18 protein-coding genes are annotated in these 19,864 nt (G+C 66.3%); 8 read left to right on the top strand and 10 right to left on the bottom strand.

From position 1 onward, the window contains the following. Positions 1-187: 187 nt before the first annotated feature. Positions 188-976 carry a P-loop NTPase family protein gene (locus GXY01S_RS05175; protein ID WP_082770725.1) on the bottom strand — a complete coding sequence of 263 codons (789 nt, stop codon included), beginning with the start codon at positions 974-976 and terminating at the stop codon, positions 188-190. Between the two features lie 134 nt (positions 977-1,110). On the opposite strand from GXY01S_RS05175, the gene purM reads away from it, so the two are divergent. Together purM and purN are read left to right on the top strand one after the other, a co-directional pair. Continuing rightward, positions 1,111-2,211 carry a phosphoribosylformylglycinamidine cyclo-ligase gene (gene purM / locus GXY01S_RS05170; protein ID WP_061272571.1) on the top strand — a complete coding sequence of 367 codons (1,101 nt, stop codon included), beginning with the start codon at positions 1,111-1,113 and terminating at the stop codon, positions 2,209-2,211. 10 nt (positions 2,212-2,221) lie between these two features. Further along, positions 2,222-2,842 carry a phosphoribosylglycinamide formyltransferase gene (gene purN / locus GXY01S_RS05165; protein WP_061272568.1) on the top strand — a complete coding sequence of 207 codons (621 nt, stop codon included), beginning with the start codon at positions 2,222-2,224 and terminating at the stop codon, positions 2,840-2,842. Positions 2,843-3,109: 267 nt separating this feature from the next. Here purN and ndk read toward each other — a convergent pair whose 3' ends face one another. Continuing rightward, entirely contained in the window at positions 3,110-3,532 is a 423-nt protein-coding gene (gene ndk, locus GXY01S_RS05160) for a nucleoside-diphosphate kinase (RefSeq protein ID WP_010514331.1), read from the bottom strand. Positions 3,533-3,692: 160 nt separating this feature from the next. On the opposite strand from ndk, the gene GXY01S_RS05155 reads away from it, so the two are divergent. Further along, positions 3,693-5,579, top strand: coding sequence for an ABC-F family ATP-binding cassette domain-containing protein (locus GXY01S_RS05155; RefSeq protein ID WP_061272565.1), 1,887 nt, complete (start codon positions 3,693-3,695; stop codon positions 5,577-5,579). Positions 5,580-5,668: 89 nt separating this feature from the next. On the opposite strand, the gene GXY01S_RS05150 is transcribed toward GXY01S_RS05155, so the two are convergent. Next, complete coding sequence (locus GXY01S_RS05150; protein ID WP_255210360.1) at positions 5,669-6,865, bottom strand: MFS transporter; 1,197 nt, start codon at positions 6,863-6,865, stop codon at positions 5,669-5,671. A 212-nt stretch (positions 6,866-7,077) separates the two neighbouring features. Between GXY01S_RS05150 and GXY01S_RS05145 the strand changes: the two genes are divergently transcribed. Beyond that, entirely contained in the window at positions 7,078-8,202 is a 1,125-nt protein-coding gene (locus GXY01S_RS05145; protein WP_061272559.1) for an AI-2E family transporter, read from the top strand. Positions 8,203-8,292: 90 nt separating this feature from the next. Here the strand turns inward: GXY01S_RS05145 and GXY01S_RS05140 are convergent, their stop codons facing one another. The 4 genes from GXY01S_RS05140 to GXY01S_RS05125 are packed head-to-tail and all read right to left on the bottom strand — an operon-like array spanning position 8,293 to position 12,475. Continuing rightward, positions 8,293-8,877 (bottom strand): HAD family hydrolase, encoded by a 585-nt coding sequence (locus GXY01S_RS05140; protein ID WP_061272557.1) that lies wholly within the window; start codon positions 8,875-8,877, stop codon positions 8,293-8,295. Then, positions 8,874-9,359 carry a hypothetical protein gene (locus GXY01S_RS05135; RefSeq protein ID WP_061272555.1) on the bottom strand — a complete coding sequence of 162 codons (486 nt, stop codon included), beginning with the start codon at positions 9,357-9,359 and terminating at the stop codon, positions 8,874-8,876. The genes GXY01S_RS05140 and GXY01S_RS05135 overlap by 4 nt, the downstream gene beginning before the upstream one ends. Before the next feature lie 15 nt (positions 9,360-9,374). Further along, entirely contained in the window at positions 9,375-10,511 is a 1,137-nt protein-coding gene (locus tag GXY01S_RS05130) for a DegT/DnrJ/EryC1/StrS family aminotransferase (RefSeq protein ID WP_061272553.1), read from the bottom strand. Beyond that, positions 10,508-12,475, bottom strand: a complete 1,968-nt coding sequence (locus tag GXY01S_RS05125; protein WP_174520912.1) for a nucleoside-diphosphate sugar epimerase/dehydratase — start codon at positions 12,473-12,475, stop codon at positions 10,508-10,510. Before GXY01S_RS05125 ends, GXY01S_RS05130 begins: the two co-directional genes overlap by 4 nt. 67 nt (positions 12,476-12,542) lie before the next feature. Between GXY01S_RS05125 and GXY01S_RS05120 the strand changes: the two genes are divergently transcribed. Continuing rightward, positions 12,543-13,583, top strand: a complete 1,041-nt coding sequence (locus tag GXY01S_RS05120; RefSeq protein ID WP_061272551.1) for a glycosyltransferase family 4 protein — start codon at positions 12,543-12,545, stop codon at positions 13,581-13,583. A gap of 63 nt (positions 13,584-13,646) precedes the next feature. Here GXY01S_RS05120 and GXY01S_RS05115 read toward each other — a convergent pair whose 3' ends face one another. The 3 genes from GXY01S_RS05115 to GXY01S_RS05105 all read right to left on the bottom strand — a co-directional run bounded on the left by GXY01S_RS05115 (position 13,647) and on the right by GXY01S_RS05105 (position 16,191). Further along, on the bottom strand, positions 13,647-14,105 hold the full coding sequence (locus GXY01S_RS05115; RefSeq protein ID WP_061272704.1) for a hypothetical protein: 459 nt from the start codon (positions 14,103-14,105) through the stop codon (positions 13,647-13,649). A 50-nt stretch (positions 14,106-14,155) separates the two neighbouring features. Then, positions 14,156-14,587, bottom strand: coding sequence for a MarR family transcriptional regulator (locus tag GXY01S_RS05110; RefSeq protein ID WP_061272549.1), 432 nt, complete (start codon positions 14,585-14,587; stop codon positions 14,156-14,158). 149 nt (positions 14,588-14,736) lie between these two features. Continuing rightward, positions 14,737-16,191, bottom strand: a complete 1,455-nt coding sequence (locus GXY01S_RS05105; protein ID WP_061272547.1) for a leucyl aminopeptidase family protein — start codon at positions 16,189-16,191, stop codon at positions 14,737-14,739. 141 nt (positions 16,192-16,332) lie between these two features. Between GXY01S_RS05105 and GXY01S_RS05100 the strand changes: the two genes are divergently transcribed. The 3 genes from GXY01S_RS05100 (at position 16,333) to fdxA (ending at position 19,756) form a co-directional block, all read left to right on the top strand. Next, positions 16,333-18,933 carry a helicase-related protein gene (locus tag GXY01S_RS05100; RefSeq protein WP_061272545.1) on the top strand — a complete coding sequence of 867 codons (2,601 nt, stop codon included), beginning with the start codon at positions 16,333-16,335 and terminating at the stop codon, positions 18,931-18,933. 4 nt (positions 18,934-18,937) lie between these two features. Next, positions 18,938-19,234, top strand: a complete 297-nt coding sequence (locus GXY01S_RS05095; RefSeq protein WP_061272701.1) for an RNA-binding S4 domain-containing protein — start codon at positions 18,938-18,940, stop codon at positions 19,232-19,234. A gap of 189 nt (positions 19,235-19,423) precedes the next feature. Next, positions 19,424-19,756: a ferredoxin FdxA gene (fdxA, locus tag GXY01S_RS05090; RefSeq protein ID WP_061272543.1), complete on the top strand. Its 333-nt coding sequence runs from the start codon at positions 19,424-19,426 to the stop codon at positions 19,754-19,756. The last annotated feature ends 108 nt before the right edge of the window (positions 19,757-19,864 follow it).

Below are 19,864 nucleotides of genomic sequence, written 5' to 3'. Positions count from 1 at the left end.
TCTTGGCCAGCGCCAAGCCCCTGCGTGCCCCGCAGCGTTCAGGACCGGCATCCTGAAGTCCGGGATGAGGCTGCTTTCAGAATGCTTCGGTAGAACGCCGCCTTTTTGAAAAAAGGCGGCACCCAAAAACTTTTATTCTGAATGGGATGCCTGCCAACATGCTTCAGGCTGAAAGCCGATGAATTTTTTATGACACGCGCAAACCGTCGTTTTTCTGGTCCGCAGGCACCAGCGGCGGCTCGGCTGGCAGCAGGTCGGCCAGTGCCTGCGCGGCCAGGGCGCGGGTGACCGGGCGGCCCGAGGCAAGGGCTGCATGGTCGAGCCGGTTCGCGGCCTCCTGCATGGCCAGCGCCGTGCGCGGCAGGCGGCGCAGCAGCCACTCCACCACCGGCTGCGCCACCACGATCTGGCGCTCGGCCAGCAGGCGCAGCAAAAGCACGCGCAAAAGCCCGTCGCCCGGCTGGCCAATGGCCACCGCCATGGTCGCACGCAGCCTGCTGGTCAGGTCCGGCAGGGCCACCGCCCACCGCGCGGGTGGCGTGCGCGCGCCCAGCAGCAGCACCATGCCATGCTCGCGCGCGGCATTGATCAGGTGCAGGAGCGCGCGTTCATCGGCGCATTCATCAGCACTATCGAGCGCAATGGCCATGAGCGGCGCCCGCGCGCCACAGGCCGGGAACAGGGCCGCCACATGCGCGTGCGACAGGCTGGCCCCGTGCAGCAGCCGCGCGCCATGACGCTGCGCCCAGATTTCAAGCAGGTGTGTCTTGCCGGTGCCAGCCGCCCCCCACAGCGCCAGCCTGCGCTCGGGCCATGGCGTGGAGCCGAGCAGCCAGCTCCGGGCTGCGGCGTTGGAAGCGGCAAAAACGAAATCGGCGGCACGGAAACGCGGCGTGTGGGCAAACGGCAACACCATCTGGCCGATCACCCCGGCAGGCGTGTTTTCATCCGTTTTCAGCTTCGTATGCTCAACCACCGCTTTGTGCGCAGCCCCACCATGACGTAAAGAAAGCCGGAAGTCCGTTTGAACCCGGCTCCAAGGGCGGTTTTCATAGCCTGCGCGAGGGAGTCCGGGAAAGTGATAGTTTGCTTGTGAAAAAGGCCTGCTGCATGACGTCCGCCCCCCGCCCGACCACACCTGCCTCCGACAACGCGCCAAGCGCCACCTACCGCGATGCCGGGGTGGATATCGCGGCGGGCGACGCCCTTGTCGAGGTCATCAAGCCTGCGGCCAAGGCCACGGACCGCCCCGGCACCATGGGCGGGCTTGGCGGATTCGGCGCGCTGTTTGACCTCAAGGCCGCCGGTTTCTCCGACCCCATTCTCGTGTCATGCACCGATGGCGTGGGCACCAAGCTCATGATCGCCATTGAAAGCGGCCTGCATGAAACCGTGGGCATCGACCTCGTGGCCATGTGCGTGAACGACCTTGTGGTGCAGGGCGCAACGCCGCTGTTCTTCCTCGACTACTTCGCCACCGGCAAGCTTGCGGTGGAAGATGCCGCCAAGGTGGTGCGCGGCATAGCAAAGGGCTGCGCCGAGTCCGGTTGCGCGCTGGTGGGTGGCGAGACCGCCGAGATGCCGGGCATGTACGGCCCCGGCCATTACGACCTGGCTGGCTTTTCGGTTGGTGCCGCCGAGCGCACGGCGCTGCTGCCCGGGGATATCCGCCCCGGTGACACGCTGATCGCGCTGCCTTCGGCGGGCGTGCATTCCAACGGATTCTCGCTGGTGCGCAACATCGTCAGGCGCAGCGGGCTGGGCTGGGATGCCCCCTGCCCGTTTGCCGATGGCCTCACACTGGGCGAGGCGCTGATGACGCCCACCACCCTGTACGTGCGCCCCGTGCTCGACCTGCATCACGCGGGCCTGCTGGTGGGCGCTGCCCACATTACCGGCGGCGGCCTGCCGGGCAACCTGCCGCGCGTACTGCCCAAGGGCGTGCGCGCCGTGCTGGATGGCACGTCGTGGCCGGTGCCGCCGGTCTTCCCGTGGCTGGCCAGCATTGGCAATGTCACCACCGAGGAAATGCTGCGGGTATTCAACTGCGGCGTGGGCATGGTGCTGGTGGTGCGCGATGCCGATGCCGCCATGGCGAAGCTGGCCGAGCGCGGGCAGCAGGCCTTCATCATCGGCACCATAACCCAGGGCGAAAGCCCGGACAGCCCGGCCACGCTGACCTTTGATGAACTACCCGAACTGCGTGACTGACCCCGCCCCGATGCACAAGACTCCCATTGCCATCCTCATCAGCGGGCGCGGCAGCAACATGCGCGCGCTGATCGAAGCCTGCGCTCAGCCTGACTATCCTGCCCGCATTGCCCTGGTGCTGAGCAACAACCCCGACGCGCCGGGGCTGGACGTGGCGCGTTCCGCAGGACTTGCGGCACAGGCCATCGACCACCGCGCCTACCCCCGCGACCGCGAAGGCCATGAGCGCGCACTCGATGCCACGCTGCGCGCGGCGGGCGTGGAATATATCTGCCTTGCGGGCTACATGCGCCTGCTCACCCCCTTCCTGACCACGGCGTGGAAAGGGCGGATGCTCAATATCCACCCCAGCCTGCTCCCCGCCTTTCCCGGCCTGCACACGCATGAGCGCGCGCTGGAAAACGGCACCCGCATCCACGGCTGCACCGTGCATTGGGTGACGGAGGGCATGGATGAAGGCCCGGTCATAGGCCAGGCCGCAATACCCGTGCTCGATGGCGACACGCCAGACATGCTCGCCGCCCGCGTGCTGGTGCAGGAACACAGGCTCTACCCCGCCGCCCTGCGCCGCGTGCTGGCTCCGGCCACGATCCCTGTGCCTGACGCGGCTGACAGCCTGCTGGCGGTTTAAACGGGCTTCCCGGCGCTGCCTTTTTCATGAAGGCAGCGCCGTGTCGAAGCTTTTTGAAAAAAGCTTCACCAAAACACTTCTTCTTTTTCGCTTTCATCCTGGCCGGGCCTTTGCGCGGCCAGTTCTGTCATTGTCGCCTTCCAATATCATTATGTGCGATAAAATATTGATGCGCCCGTCAGCCCGCAGGCATAAAAAAAGCCGACCCGAAGGTCGGCTTTTCCGCAACCGGGGCAAATGCCCCGGCCCGTCACTGATCCAAAAGGATCAGGGCAGGATCTCGGTGCCGGCGAAGAAGAAGGAGATCTCGTTCTTCGCGTTCTCGAGGCTGTCGGAGCCATGCACGGAGTTGGCTTCGATGCTCTCGGCAAACTGGGCGCGGATGGTGTGGGCTTCGGCCTTCTTGGGGTCGGTCGCACCCATCACTTCGCGGTTCTTCAGCACGGCGTTCTCGCCTTCAAGCACCTGCACCACGACCGGGCCGGAGATCATGAAGGACACGAGATCGTTGTAGAACGGGCGCTCCTTGTGCACTTCATAGAACGCGCCAGCGGTCGCCTTGGTCAGCTGGATGCGCTTCTGCGCCACGATGCGCAGGCCATTGCCTTCGAACACGGCATTGATCTTGCCGGTCAGGTTACGGCGGGTCGCATCGGGCTTGATGATGGAGAGGGTACGTTCGACTGCCATGGGACAGCTCCTTTCAACGGGTTGCAAAATATACGAGGCGGCATTGGACATAAGCCGACATCACCTTACAACCGCCATCTAGAGCATATCGCCGCAGACTGGTAGGTACAAACCCGCACGAAACCAGCCATGCCCCCTTTATTGCCGGAGTTTTCCGCCCGTGAGCCTGCTCGTCATATCTGACCTCACCCTGCGCATTGCAGGGCGCACCCTGCTCGATGGCGCGAGCCTGAGCATCGACCCTGGCCGCAAGATCGGCCTCGTGGGCCGCAACGGGGCAGGCAAGTCCACGCTGCTGGCCGCCATTGCGGGTGACATCGCGCCCGATGGCGGCTCCATCCACCTTTCCGCCCGCGCGCGCATGGGCCGCATCAAGCAGGAGGCCCCTACCGGCTATGGCTCCCTGCTCGACACCGTGCTGGCGGGCGATACCGAGCGCACGGGCCTGCTGGCCGAATCCGAAACCTGCACCGACCCCGCCCGCATTGCCGATATCCACGAGCGCCTGCTGGCCATCGATGCCCACAGCGCGCCCGCCCGCGCAGCCGCCATCCTGTCCGGCCTTGGCTTTGACGCCAGCGCCCAGGCGCGCCCGGTATCCGACTTTTCGGGCGGGTGGCGCATGCGCGTGGCACTCGCCACGGCCCTGTTCCTCAACCCCGACCTGCTTTTGCTTGATGAGCCGACCAACCACCTCGACCTCGAGGCCACGATCTGGCTCGAGAACTGGCTGGCCCGCTTTGGGGGTGCTGCCCTGATTGTCAGCCATGATCGCGGCCTGCTCGACCGCGCGGTCGATGCCATCGCCCATCTTGACCGGGGCAAGCTCACGCTCACGCCCGGCGGGTATGAGGAGTTCGTGCGCATCCGCACCGAGCAGGCGCTGCAACAGGCCCGCATGGCCGAGCGCATCAATGCCAAGCGCGCGCATATGCAGTCCTTTGTTGACCGTTTCCGCGCCAAGGCCACCAAGGCCAAGCAGGCGCAGGCCCGCATCAAGGCGCTGGAAAAACTGCCCCAGATCGACAGCGTGGTGGAGGACGTGCCCAGTCACTTCGCCTTCCCCGAGCCCTCGCCCCTGCCGCCGCCCATGCTGACCATGGAGCGCGTGAGCGCGGGGTATGGCGATCACACCATCCTGTCCAACCTGTCGCTGCGCATCGACATGGAGGACCGCATCGCCCTGCTCGGTGCCAATGGCAACGGCAAATCCACCTTCGCCAAGCTGGTGGCGGGCAGGCTGGAACCGCAATCGGGCACGATCCAGCACAGCCCCAAACTCAAGGTGGGCTATTTTGCCCAGCATCAGGCCGAGGAACTGCGGCCCGATGAAACGCCGGTGGACCACATGGCCCGTGCCCTGCCCGAGGCCACGCCGCCTGCCGTGCGCGCGCAGCTTGCCCGCTTCGGGCTGGATGCGGAACGGGCCGAAACCCCCACGCGCGACCTCTCAGGCGGCGAAAAGGCCCGCCTGCTGCTGGCCCTTGCCACGCGCGATGCCCCGCACCTGCTGATCCTGGATGAACCGACCAACCACCTCGACCTTGATGCGCGCGATGCGCTGATCCGCGCCCTGGCGGAATTCGAAGGCGCGGTGCTGCTGATCAGCCACGACCCGCATCTGGTTGAACTCGTGGCCGACCGCCTGTGGCTGGTAGGCGATGGCACGGTGCGCCCGTTTGAAGGCGACATGGCGGAATACCGCGTGTGGCTGACCGAACGCGCCCGCGCGGTGGCAGCCAGCAACCCCGACCGCCCCGCCGCCGCCCCCAAGCGCGATGACCGCCGCGAACGCGCCGAGGCCCGCAAGGCCACGGCCCCCCTGCGCAAGCGCATCCGCGATGCCGAGCAGCTTATGGCAAAACTGGTGGCCGAACGCGCAAAGCTGGAAGCCCGCCTTGCCGACCCCAAACTGTATGAAACCGGCAAGCCCGAGGAAGTGACGGCGCTCAACACCCGCCTAGCCGCCATTGCGCGCGAACATGACCACGCCGAGGAAGACTGGCTGGAAGCCGAAACCGAGCTTGAAGCCGCGAATGCGGACTAAGGCCGATAAAAGTTTCTGGTGAAGCTTTTTTCAAAAAGCTTCGAAAAAACGCTGCCTTTTTGAAAAAAGGCAGCACCCAAAAACTTCTATCATTTACAGGTCGCTTTCCGGGAACCGGCCAGCCCGATCAGGAAAATCCCCAGCCCCGCAGCCGAGAGGCAGGCCCCGGCCCACCCGACCGACTGCGCGCCATAACCCGCCGCAATCACCGCTCCACCCAGCCACGCCCCGAAGGCGTTGGCGATGTTGACGGCGCAGTGGTTGAGCGCTGCCGCCAGCCCCTGCGCCCCGGCTGCCACGTCCATCAGCCGGGTCTGGAGTGCGGGCAGCAGGGCGATGATGCAGCCGGTCAGGCCGATGACCGGCAGGATCAGCCAGACATTCCCCGCGCAGAGCGCAAACAGGCATGACATGAGCGTGCTCGCCACCAGGGTTACGATGATCGCCAGCACCGGGCTGACATCAACCAGCCGCGCGCCCGCCATGTTGCCCGCCACCATGCCCAGCCCCCACAGCATCTGGGCTACCGGCAGCACATCGGCGGAGACCCCGGTAACCCCCAGCAGCACGGTGGAAAGATAGGTGCCGACACAGAACATGCCCCCAAACCCGACCGCCCCCGTAGCCAGCGTCAGCCAGACCTGCGGGCGGCCGAGCGCCCCAAGCTCGCGCCGCACGGAGGACGCATGGGCAGGATCGACCGGCACCTGCGGCAGGCTGCGCGCCATCAGCCCGAAGGCGATGAGACCCATGAGCGTGACCAGCCCGTAAACCGCGCGCCAGCCCAATGCTTCGCCCACCCATGTCACCAGCGGCACGCCCACCACATGCGCGATGGTAAGGCCCGAAAACACGCCCGCCACCGCCCGCCCCCGGCGTGCGGGTGGCACCATCGCTGCCGCCACCAGCGCCGCCACGGCGTAAAAGGCGCCATGCGGCACCCCGGTCAGAAAACGCAGGGCCACCAGCGTGCCGTAACCGGGGGCAAGGGCGCACCCGGCATTGCCCGCCACGAACACGGCCTGCAACACCAGCAGCAGCCTGCGCCGGGGCATGCGGGCGGCAAACAGGGTGACAAGCGGCGCGCCCACCACCACGCCCAGCGCATAGGCGCTGATGACATGCCCCGCCACCGGCACGCCAACGCCAAGCGAGCGCGCCACGCCGGGCAGCAGGGCCATGAGCGCGAACTCACCCGTGCCGATGGCAAACGTAGCCACTGCCAGCGCCACCCAGACCGCCCATGCGCGACCCGCCGGAAGGGGGGCCATGTTCGCGTCACTCACATATCCGCCCTTTCCCGATGGCGAAGATTGGCTTACCGCTTGCACATCAATGCGGCATTAACCCATCAGGGGCCATATCACTTTAGCAGACCATCCGTGGCAGAATTTTACCCTCGGGCAATCCGTCCATCCTGCCCGGCGTTATCCGGGTTCACGCCACGCGCACGCCTTTCCCGTTCCACATGTTCCATGCCCAGCATACGGACCCATAGATGACAGCCTCTCCGCCCACGGCTCCCGCTTCCAACGAACCCGATTCAAAGCCTGTCCATCACAAGGATGACATCACCGACCCCCGCGCCACCCAGCTCGCACGCATCTATGCCCTGCTGCGGCTGACGCTGATCGTGACCATCGTGGTCATGCTGATCTGGGTGGTCGGCGATGTGCTGATGGTCATCTTCGCCGCAACCCTGGTGGCCGTGATCCTGCATAACCTTGCCGGTCTTGTTGAACGGCGCACGCGCATGCCTTACTGGCTGGCGCTGACCATCGTGGTGGTGGTGCTGATCGGCGCGCTGACCGGCCTGATCTGGAGCAGCGGGCCGGAAATATCGGAGCAGGCGGTCAAGCTGCGCACCGCGCTGAGCGAGCAGGCCCACAACCTGCGTGACAGCATGGGCAATTCCTCCACCGGGCGGATGATCCTTGATAAGCTGCCCACCACCCTTGGCGGCAACGAACAGACCTCGGGCAATGCCGGATTCGGGTCCATCGCGGGGTCGATGACCGGCTTTGTCTCCTCGGCCTTCGGGGCGGCGGGCACGCTGGCTGTGATCCTGATCGCGGGGCTGTATTTCGCCATCTCGCCCGAAATCTATGTCAATGGCATGCTGCGGCTGATCCCCCACCCCTACCGCAGGACATCGCGCACGCTGCTGCTGACCGCAGGCCGCACGCTATGGGCCTGGACGGCGGGGCAGGCGCTGGACATGACGGTGGTGGGGCTGCTGTCCTTCATCGGGCTGTGGTGCATTGGCGTGCCGCTGGCCCTGGCTTTGGGCGTGGTGGCGGGAATGGCCAATTTCATTCCCTATATCGGGGCCTTCGTGGGGGCGGTGCCTGCCGTGCTCATCGGGCTGTCGCAGGGCACGCGCGAGGGGGTGATGGTGCTGGGGCTTTACGCCGCCATCCAGTTCTTCGAGGGCAATGTCATGGCGCCGCTCATCCAGCGCCACGCGGTCAAGATGCCGCCGGGGCTGACCATCCTGTCACAGACGATCTTTGGCACCATCCTCGGCATTCCGGGCCTGATCCTGGCCTCGCCCCTCACCGCCGCCCTGCTCGCCACCATGGACAAGGCCACGCCTAAACTGGACGATGACGAGCGGGTTTAGGCACCGGCAAGCACAATGCCGCCTTTTTGAAAAAAGGCGGCACCCAGAAACTTTTATCTTTACCAGGTCGGTCTTGTCGCCCTGCGGCCATCAGGCCTGCAGGGTATTCACATCCACATGCGCCATGCCCGCGCGGGTGGCAGCCTGCATGCCCTCCGGGCTGTCCTCGAACACGAGGCAGGTGGCGGGCAGGCAGGCAATGCTGCGGGCAGCCAGCAGGAACATGTCCGGCGCGGGCTTGGGGTGGTTCACATCATCAATGGTGATGATGACATCAAACAGCGTCTCAAGCCCGAGATGGCCCAGGCAGGCCGAGACAACCTGCCGCGACCCGTTCGAGGCCACCGCCATGGGCAGGCGGCCATGATAGGCACGGGCGATATCGGTCACGACCGTGATCTCGCGCAGCACATGCAACTGCCTGAGCATGCTGGTCCGCGCATTCGAGATGATGCCATCGCGGTCCACCACGCGGCCAAGGCGCTGCTCGACAATATCGAGCACCATGTGCTCCGACATGCCGCCATGGCCATGAAACCACTCCGGCGGCACGCCGTGGCCGATCGCATCCTCAAGGGCCGCGAGCCAACCTTCACGGTACAGCGGCAGGCTGTCGACGAGCGTGCCGTCGCAATCAAAGATCAGGCCCTGCGTGCCTGCGCGCACAAGGCTCATGGAAAGGCCGACCGGGCATAGTCATACTGGTTGACCAGATCCCGCAGCGCGTCGAAATCCTTGTCCTTGTAGTGATGGAAGCGGATCACGGCGCCGGGGCGCTCCTCTACGAACACGGTGTTGTTCCAGTCAGCGGCGCTGATGCCGGTCCACAGCGTGATGCGGTACGGCACGGCGGGGCCACTGGCCTGCTTGCCATCGGGCGCCACCTGCATTTCCATCACGGCATCACCACTTGAAGGCGGGGTCTGGCCCAGCGGCCCCCAACCCTTGGTGTGGCCCTGCAGCCAGTCATTGAGCGTCTTGACCTGCGCTGCCGTGAGCGTGCGCTCGCGCCGCATGGGGCCGACCGCAATGGTGCCCGACTGCATGGTGGGGAAGCTTAGCGGCCGGAAATTGGGCATGGCCATGTACCACAACCCTGCTGCCGTGCCGATGGTGATGAACAGGAACCCGATCAGCAGGGCGGTTTCGCGTCTCATTGGCGTATGGTCTCCTTATGCACACACAGCCGCGATGACCCGGGCCACGTCATTGTCCGACAGTTCCGGATGTAGCGGAAGCGCCATGATCCGGCGCGAAAGATCTTCGGCCACCGGCAGCGATGCGCCATCATGGCAGGCCTCATAGGCCGGCTGGCGGTGCAGCGGCCGGGGGTAATAGATGGCCGAGGCCACGCCACGGGCCTTGAGCTTTTCCTGCATGGCGGCGCGGTCGGCCTCGCCTTTGGTCAGCACGGAATAGATCGCCCATGAGGACTCGCCATCCGCCACGCGGGCGGGGGGCACCAGATGGCCCGCGATGCCCTTGTCATAGGCGCTGGCAATGGCCCGCCTGCGGGCAAGCTCGGCATCGAAACGGTCCATCTTGGCCAGGATGATGGCCGCCTGCAGCGTATCAAGGCGGGCGTTCATGCCCGTGCGCAGCACCTCGTAGCGGGTCTTGCCCTCGCCATGGGTGCGCAGCGAGCGGTAGAGTTCGGCGCGCTGCGGGTCATCAGTCAGGATCGCGCCCGCATCGCCATACGCGCCAAGCGGCTTGGAGGGGAAGAAGGACAGCGTGGTCGCCACCCCCTCGCGCCCCAGCCTGCGGCCAGACAGGCTTGCGCCATAGGCCTGTGCGCAATCAGCCATGAGGAACAGGTCCTCCTCTGCCGCAATGGCGCGCAGTGCGGGCCACGGCGCGGGCTGGCCGAACAGGTCCACCCCGATCAGCGCGCGCGGGCGCAGGCGGCCGGCCCTGCGCACATCGGCAATGCGCTGGCGCAGGTTTTCAGGGTCGATCTGGAAGGTGTGGGGGTCCACATCCACAAAAACCGGGGTGGCGCCAAGCACCAGCGGCACCTCCGCCGTGGCGGTGTAGGTGAAGGCGGGCAGGAAGACGGCATCACCCGCCCCGATTCCCTCGGCCATCAGCACCACCTGGATGGCGTCCGTGCCTGATGAAACGCCCACGCACTCCGCAGCGCCCACATAGCCTGCCAGCCGGGATTCGAGTTCGGCCACTTCGGGGCCCATGACAAAGCGGCAGTGCCGCATCACCGTATCGACACGCTCGCGCAGTGCATCGGCAATGGCGGCCTGCTGTCTGGGCAGGTCAAGAAAACCTATGGGCGCCTGCGCCGGAGCGTTCATGATGCATTCCTTTCCACATCGGCCTGCCCCGCCGGAACCTGTGTAACCATGCCGTGCGGGTTATGGACAAATTCGGGTACGAGCTGGCCTGCCAGTTCCAGCGCCCGCGCGCTGTCACCCTGACGACATGCCACTGTCAGTGCATCCATGATATTGACGACCTGCGCAAGGTCCACCGTACGCGGCGTTGCCATCCGCAAACCGGGACAGCCGGTGGGTTGCAGGATTTCCTGGCTGTGAAACAGGTCTTCGGCCAGCTTTTCGCCCGGCCGCAACCCGGTAAAGCGGATCTGCACGTCACGCTCGGGCCGCAGGCCCGCCAGCACGATCATCTGCCGCGCCAGATCAAGGATGCGCACCGGCGTGCCCATGTCGAGCACGAACACCCCGCCCCGGCGCAGCAGGGCGGCGGCAAGCCTGTCCTCCTGCGCGCCGGTGCCACAGGCGCTGGCCTGCAGCACCAGCCCCACGGCCTCCGACACGGTCATGAAATAGCGCCGCATGCGCGGGTCGGTCACCGTAAGCGGGCCACCACGCTCAAGCTGGTGCTGGAACAGTGGAATGACCGAGCCGGTCGAGCCCATCACGTTGCCAAAGCGCACGGTCACGCAGCGCATCGCATCAGGGCCACCCCCGCGCCGGGCGCGGGCATCAAGGGCCTGGCAGTACATCTCGGCAATGCGCTTTGACACCCCCATGACACTGGCGGGATTGACCGCCTTGTCGGTCGAGACGAGCACCATGGCCCGCACCCCGTGGCGGCTGGCCGCATCGGCCACGATGCGGGTGCCGGTGACGTTGGTGAGCAGCCCCTCGCACGGGTTGGCCTCGACCATGGGCACCTGCTTGAGCGCGGCCGCGTGAAAAACCAGCTCGGGGCGATAGCGGGCAAAGGCGCGCTCGATGCGCGCGGGGTCGCGTATGTCGGCCAGCACCATATGGCGCTTCAGCGCGGGCATTGTCGCTTCAAGGTCGATATCCACCTGCCAGAGCGGAAACTCGCCCATATCGAGCAAAACGAGTTCCGCAGGCGCATGGCGGGCGATCTGGCGCACCAGTTCCGCCCCGATCGACCCACCCGCCCCCGTGACCAGCACCCGCCGCCCGCGCAGCATGCTGGCAAGGCCCTGTTCATCGGGGGGCATGGGCTGGCGGGGCAGCAGGTCGGCCAGCCTTACGGGGTGCAGGGGCGCGCGCGCGGTGCCCGTCAGGCCGGACAGGTCGGGCATGCAACGCACCGGGGTGCCACTTTCATGCGCCATGCGCAGGACAGTGGAAAGCCGCTCGCCCCGGCAATGCGGGTCGGCCACCACCACCATCCAGTCCTCATCCGCCCCAAGGGCTGCCAGAATGGCCCGCAGGTCGCCCACCTGCCCCAGCACCGGCAGGCCACGCAGCCTGCGGCCGGGGCGGCGCTGGCGGCCTTCAAGCACCAGCCCCGCGACCCGGCGGCCCCTATGCGGCGCCAGTGCGAGAAAGCGGCTGGCGTCTTCCCCATCGCCCAGCACGATCACGCGCTGGCGGCTCCCGAGCCCCCGCAGGCCCTGCCGCCAGTACTGATAGCCGCCCCGCACGCCCGCCAGCAGCACGAACGCCGCCATGGCGTAAACCATGCTGAAGGCTGGCGCAGCCATGCCCAGCCCGATCGTGGCCAGCAGCACCAGCCCGCCCGCCAGCGCGCAGGCCCCGCCCAGCCGCCAGAAATCGGACCGCCCGGCAAAGCGCCAGTGCTGCTGGAAGATACGGAACGGCCACCCCGCCACGCCAAGCCCCGCCATGCCGAGCACCTGCACGCCGGCGTGCCACACGCCGCCAGATACCGGCGCCGGATACCCGCACGCCCAGCCCGCAAGGCTTGCCGCCAGCCCCCCCAGGACCGTATCAAGCATGCAGTTCAGCGCTATTGTCCGTGTCATGCGCAGGCACTCGGCCAGGGAGTGCGCGCTGGAGGATTGCGTTGCCATTACCCCCTTCCTATAGCCGAGCCAGCGGGGGGCAAGAAGGAGAGATCATGCCCCGGACCCCGCTTTCATGACCCTTGTGCATGCCGATCATGGCGCGGCCATGCTTTTCGTGCTGCTGCTGGGCGCGGGCGCGACCGTGGCCGCCCTGCTGTCGCGCCGGGTCATCGGGCTGCGCATACTGGACTACCCCACCGGGCGCAGCGCCCATGCCCGGCCCGTGCCCAAGGGCGGCGGGCTGGCCATTCTGGCCGTGTTCATGACCGGCGTGCCGCTGGCGCAGATGCTCTGGCACCATGCCCCCACGCTTGCCGACAAGACCCTGCTGGCCGCGACGGCCTGGCTGGGCCTGTTTTCATGGCGCGACGACATGCACCCCATGCCCGCCCTGTGGAAACTGCGCGCGCAGGTGCTGGCGGCATTGCTGGTGGCCTGGGGCAGTCTGGGCGTGCTGCCGCATGATGGTGCCGCATGGACCGCGCTGGCAGGGCGCAGCCTGTGGCTGGTCGTGCTGTGCAACGCCATCAACTTCATGGATGGGCTGGACGGGCTGGCCGCGGGCTGCACCCTGCTGGCCTGCATGGCCACGGCCCTGTTGTGCCTGCATGCTGGCGCAGGGGTCGACACATGGGGCACGGCGCTGGTCATGGCTGTTGCCATTGCCGGTTTCCTGCCCTTCAATTTCCCCAGAGCGCGGCTGTTCATGGGCGATGTGGGCAGCCAGTGCTGCGGGCTGGTGCTGGGCGCGCTGGGGCTGCACATGGCCGACCTGCCGCCGCTGGCGCATGGCCGGGTGCTGATGCCGCTCATGCTGTCGGGCCTGCTGGCCGATGTGGGGGTGACGCTCCTGCGCCGCGCCATGCTGCGCCGCCCGCTGCTGCAGGCGCACCGCGAGCATTTCTACCAGATGGCCCATCGCGGGGGCATGGAACCCACCGCCATCACCATGCTGGCCTGGGCGGCAACACTCTGCGGCGCGGTGGCGGCGGGCGCACTGGCAGGCGGCGTGATCGGCCTGCCAGCCGCAACTGGCGGGCCACTGGCGCTGCAACTGGTCTGGGCCGCTGTGGTGATCTGGCGCGTGCGGCATGCGCCGGGCGTGCGGTGGTAGAAACGAAACAGGGGGAATGGCCCTGCGACCATTCCCCCTGCCGATCGTGACAGATAACGGACCTTACTTGCCGGTAAAGGTAATCTTCATGCCCTGGGCGGCTGCGGCAAGGCGGCCGCCGGAACTTGTGGTATCGAGCCGGATGCGCACGCCTGCGGGGTTGTTGAGCAGGACCGCGCCAATGCCGGTGCCCGCTGTGACATCACCGTTGACGGCGGCATAGCTGCCTTCAAAATCCTTGACCGAATGCAGGTTATAGACCGTGCCGCTGCCCTTGATGTTGGCATAGCCCACGGCCGCGAGCGACCCGCCCTCGACCTTGAAGCGGTAGGTATGGTGCCCATAGACCAGCTTGCCCGTGCCCCATGTATGCCCCACGCCGATATCGAGCGACTTGAACTTCATGGTGACGGTGCCCGATGGCGTGCCAAGCGAGGACTCCGCGGCCATGGCCGCGCACGGCAGGCTGGCAAGGGGGGCGATCGCAATGGCGAGGGCAAGCAGACGTCGAGAGATATGCATGAAATGGAAACCTTCCGTCCCGGAATGCACGAAGAGAACCTGCTTCTAACTCAACTCGCGCGGCGAAGTTCCTCGGTGCGGCGCGCACGCGGCGCCTTGCGCACGGGAGCGGCAACCTTTTCCTGCGCCGCGGCGGATGTTTCGTTCACGATCGTGCGCAGGTCGCGCAGGAAGCCGTTGCCCTGCGGGGTGTGCGTGATCAGCACCGAGCGGCGGTCCATCGGGTCGGCCGTGCGGCGGGCGAGGCGCAGGTCCTCGAGCCGGTCGAGCGCGCGGGTGATCGCGGGCTTGGACACGTTCAGCTCGGCGGCGAGGCCACGTACGGTGTGGGCGTTGTCGCTGAGGTAGCAGGTCAGGAACACGGCAAGCTGGCGCGCTGAAAGGTCAGGCCCGTCGCGGCGAACCATTGCAACAACGGTATCGCGCAGGGACTGCGTCATCTGGTCCGCATTAGCCTGATTAACCTGTGATGACTTGGCCATCGGTTGGAATCCTCTGTCATGATGTCGTGCCGGCCAACGGGCCTGTGGGCCATGGAATCGGACCGGCACGGAATGGTGTCTATCTGGTGGTGCCTATATAATTGGCATTTACGGCATATATAAGTCGCACCTGGCAAATTAGTTCGATTTCATAATTGTTTCTTTAACGGCGCGTTCGTTTCGTCAAGATTAAATATTTTTAATATCCCTTCATAAGTCGCTCTTAAACCAAGACTTTCTCCACCTTCGGGGCGGCCGGGGCGGTCGGAATCGTTCCATCCATAGGTATCGATATGAACCCAGCGCACATCAGTTTTGACAAAATTCTCTAGGAAAAGCGCTGCCGTAATCGCCCCTGCCGTCGGTTTGGATGAAATATTGTTCAGGTCTGCCACCGGACTGCGCAGCCATTTACGGTAGCCCGGCCACAGTGGCAGCCGCCATAGCGGGTCGCCGCAGGTCCATCCCGCCCCCTCCAGCGCCAGGGCGGCTTCATCGCTGTTGCTGAACAGCGCGGGCATGTCAGGGCCGAGCGCCACGCGGGCGGCGCCGGTCAGGGTTGCGGCATCAACCAGCAGGGCGGGATCGTGCTCGCACGCGGCATGCAGCAGGTCGCACAGCACCAGCCTGCCCTCGGCATCGGTATTGCCCACCTCCACCGTCAGCCCCGCGCGCGTGCGCACCACGTCGGATGGGCGCATGGCGCGGCCCGACACGCTGTTCTCCACGCAGCCCAGCCGCAGTTCCAGCCGCACCGGCAGGTCGCGCAGCACCACCAGCCGCGCCAGCGCGAGCATGATGGCAGCCCCTCCCATGTCCTTTTTCATCCGCAGCATGGAGGAAGGCGGCTTGAGGTCGTAGCCGCCGGTATCAAAACACACGCCCTTGCCCACCAGCGACACAAGCGGGGCATCCTCAGGCGCGGTGCTGCCGCTCCAGCGCGCCACCACCACGCAGGGCGCGCGCTCCGAGCCCATGCCCACATGGAACACGGTGGGGAAATCCTGCTCCAGCCGCGCCCCGCGAATGACCGACACATCCGCGCCGAGCGGCTCCAGCGCCACCTGTGCCGCGCGGGCCAGATCATCGGGGCCCATCAGGTTGGGGGGCGTATTGATGAGCGAACGCGCAAGGTTGATGCACTGCGCCACCGGACCTGCCGCCAGACCCGCCTCGTCAGCCACCAGCCGCGCGCGTGGCGGCTTTGGGGCACTGTCGCGCCCGAAGGCAGGCATGCGATACGCGCCAAGGCAGAAGCCAAGGGCCATGTCGGCCGGGGCAACATCCTGTGGCGCGCTGATGCGCCACAGGCCGCTTGGCAGCGAGTCGGTCAGGGCGCCGAACACGAACGGATCGGCTCCATCCGCCGCTTCCGGCACGCCCAGCACGGCGGTGGTGATGTTGCCATCCGCATCGGGCAGGCCCTGCACCTGCCCGTAACGGGCAACAAAACCGGCCTGAAGCGCAAAACGCGCCGCCTTCTCGCCCACCAGCGCCGCAAGCCCGCCCAGAGCCGAAGGGCGGATGGCGTGCACCACGCCCACGGGTTCGTGGCCCACATCGTGCGCGGCGACCAGGCAGTCGGGATGTTGCGGCATGTTCATGGCGTTCCTCGGTTGCGTCAGCTTCTATTGCCCGCAAGGGTGCGTCCGCCATCGCGCCAAAGCAACACCCCCTGGCGCGGTCCCGCGCATACCCACGTGGTTTTGCTTGCATTTCCGTCCACTTGGCCGGAGCATACCTTCATGACGGGTGTACCCTCGGGGCTTCGTGGCCCCCATCGCGCAGCGGCCGGACATCGCTCCGGCCCCCATTCCGACCAGGTGGTCCGGGCTGTGCTCGGCCCGACCAATACCGGAAAGACGCATCTCGCCATCGAGCGGCTGCTCTCGCACTCCAGCGGGGTGATCGGCTTCCCGCTCCGCCTGCTCGCCCGTGAGAACTACGACCGCATGGTCGCCCGCAAGGGCGCGCAGGCCGTGGCGCTGATAACGGGGGAGGAAAAGATCATCCCGCCGAAGGCGCGCTGGTTTTCATGCACGGTCGAGGCCATGCCGCTCGACCGGCGGGTGGAATTCGTGGCGGTGGATGAAATCCAGCTCTGCGCCGACCCGGACCGGGGCCACATCTTTACCGACCGGCTGCTGCACGCGCGCGGCACGGCGGAGACGATGTTCCTCGGTGCCGACACCATCCGCAACCTGATCCGCCGCCTTGTGCCGGGCATCGAGATCGAGCACCGCCCCCGCCTGTCACAACTGACCCATGCGGGCGCGTGCAAGCTCACGCGCCTGCCGCCGCGCTCGGCCATTGTCGCGTTCTCGGCGGGCGAGGTCTACGCCATTGCCGAACTGCTGCGCCGCAGGCGCGGCGGCTGCGCCATCGTGATGGGCCAGCTTTCGCCGCGCACACGCAATGCGCAGGTGGCGCTGTATCAGGAAAAGGAAGTCGATTACCTCGTCGCGACCGATGCCATCGGCATGGGGCTGAACATGGATGTGAACCATGTGGCCTTTGCCAGCCTGTCGAAATTCGACGGCTCGCGCATCCGCCCGCTCACGGCTGGCGAGATCGCGCAGGTGGCCGGGCGCGCCGGGCGCGGCCTGCGCGATGGCACGTTCGGCACCACCGGCACCTGCCCGCCCCTGCATGAGGAACTGGCCGAGGCGGTGGAGCAGCACCGCTTCGACCCGCTCACCCGCCTGTCATGGCGCAATAGCGCGCTTGATTTTTCCTCGCCCTCCAGCCTGCTTGGCAGCCTCAACCAGGCATCGCCCAGGCCTGAACTGATTGCGGGGCATGAAGCGAGCGACGTGCTGGCCCTTTCAGCACTCTCGGCAAACCCCGATATCCGCCCGCTGGTCCATTCCCGCGCAGCAACCCGGCTGTTGTGGGAAAGCTGCCAGATCCCAGATTTCCGCAAGCTTGGCGATGACAGCCATATCCGCCTGTGCGGGCGCATCTTCACCCATCTGATCAGCGATGGCCGCATACCCGCGACGTGGATGGAAAACCAGATTACCCATTTCTTCCAGACCGATGGCACGATCGACACCCTGATGCAGCGCCTGGCGGGGATTCGCGTGTGCAGCTACATCGCCGCCCGCCCCGGCTGGATCGCCAATGCCGAACACTGGCAGGCCCGCACGCGTGAGGCGGAGGACCGACTGTCCGATGTGCTGCACGAACAGCTCACCGCCCGCTTTGTCGACCGCCGCGCCACCACGCTGATCCGCAGGCTTGATGAGGGCGGGCACGACAACCTGCTCTCCGCCGTGACCGCGCAGGGCAATGTGGTGGTGGAAGGCCACGAGGTTGGCCGGATTGCGGGCCTTGACCTGATTGCGGGCGAACATACCGATGCCGAGGATGGCCGCCTGCTCATGCGTGCCGCCCGCCGTGCCGTGCGCAGCGAGATTCCCCGCCGCGTGGCGCTGCTGGTGCAGGGTGACGACCAGCAATTCACCTTCTCGCCCGATGGCACGCATATCATGTGGGAGGGCATGAACCTTGCCCGCCTGCTGCCTGGTGCCGACGTGCTCTCCCCCCGCCCGCTGGTGCTGGACAACCCGCTGCTCGACAACGCGCAGCGCGAGCGAATCCGCAACCGGCTCCAGACCTGGCTCGGGCAGGTCGTGCGCGAGCATCTTGCCCCGCTTTTTGCGGTGCAGGCCACCGTTGCCGCCACGCCCGCGTTGCGCGGCATCGTTCACCGCCTGCTCGAAGGTGCCGGCATCGCCCCCCTGCACCGGGGCGAGCGCCTGCCCCCCGAGATGCTGGGCCGCCTGCGCAGGCTGGGGGTGCGCGTGGGCCATTATACCCTGTTCATGCCCGCGATCCTGAAGGAACGCCCGTTGCAGTTGCGCGGCTGGCTGGTGGCCATCAGCCTGAACATGCCCTGCCCCGCCCTGCCCGCCATGAGCCGCGTCACCCTGCCGCCCGATGCCCTGCCCCCGGCCTTCATGGACCGCATGGGCTGGCTCGCGGCGGGGCCCGTGCGCCTGCGGCTCGATATTGCGGAAAAATTCATTCGTGAACTGGCCCGCCTGACCCGCCGCGCCCCCGTGCCGCTGCCCCCGCAACTGGCCTCGCGGCTGGGCGTGCGCCGTGAAATGCTCCCTGCCGTGCTGAAGGGGCTGAACATGCGCGTGCACCATCCGCGCCCCATGCCCGCCGACCGCTACGGACCACCAGCCCCGATCATGATCCGCTTCCATGCGGAGGGCGAAAACATTCGGCACGAGAAAACCCGCCCGGCGCAGGACCACCAGGCCAGCAGGCGCGGTGCTACCCGGCGGCCTGACAGCCCCTTTGCCGCCCTTGCCAGCCTTCTGGATCAGCCCTGAACCCATGAAACAGGCCCCCGCCCCCCAGCCTCTGGCCCAGCGCGTGGATGTGTGGCTGTTCCATGCCCGCTTCGGTCGCAGCCGCAGCGCCTGCGCGCAGATCGCCACCAGCGGGCACGTACGCATCAACCGCCAGCGCGTGACCAAGGCGCATGCACTGGTGCGCGCGGGCGACGTGCTGACCCTGCCCGCCCCCGACCGCAAGGCCGTGATTGTCATTCGCGTGACAGGTCAGGCCGAACGCCGGCAGGCAGCGCCACTTGCACAACTTCTGTATGAAATTGTTCCAGAAACTGCCTGAATATTGTGGCGATAGGGACAATACAGGCACGGATTATGCATTAGCCACCGTCTTGGGCTTGCCACGACCGGAAAACACTCTCATATCTTCCGCCATTCCCGATGAGGTCATGCCCCCTGTGGCGCCTCGTCCCTTTCCATGGCTGGGCCTACTGCCACAGGCCACACAAATAACGATCGGAGATAGGCGATGACCTATGTGGTCACCGAAAACTGCATTCGCTGCAAATTCACAGATTGTGTCGAAGTCTGTCCGGTTGACTGCTTCTACGCGGGTGAGAACTTTCTCGTAATCAATCCGGATGAATGCATCGACTGCGGCGTGTGCGAACCGGAATGCCCGGCTGAGGCCATCTTCCCCGATAGCGACGATCGCGCCACCCCCTGGGCCGAGCTTAACGCCAAATACGCCGCCCTCTGGCCCAACATCACCCGCAAGATCGATGCCCCGGCCGATGCCGAGGAATGGAAAGACAAGCCCGGCAAGAAAGACATGCTTTCCCCCGAGCCGCAGAAGGGCTGATCCCGCCGCTTCTGGCCAGGCCCAATAAAAAAGACCGGCACGGTTTCCCGTGCCGGTCTTTTTTTATGCCGTCTGGCCCAGGGGGCGGTTGCCCACCCCCATAGCCCA

Origin of the sequence: Komagataeibacter xylinus NBRC 15237 (genome assembly GCF_001571345.1) — a bacterium.
GTDB classification, from domain to species: Bacteria; Pseudomonadota; Alphaproteobacteria; order Acetobacterales; family Acetobacteraceae; genus Komagataeibacter; species Komagataeibacter xylinus.
This window is presented reverse-complemented; position numbering and strand designations above follow the sequence as displayed.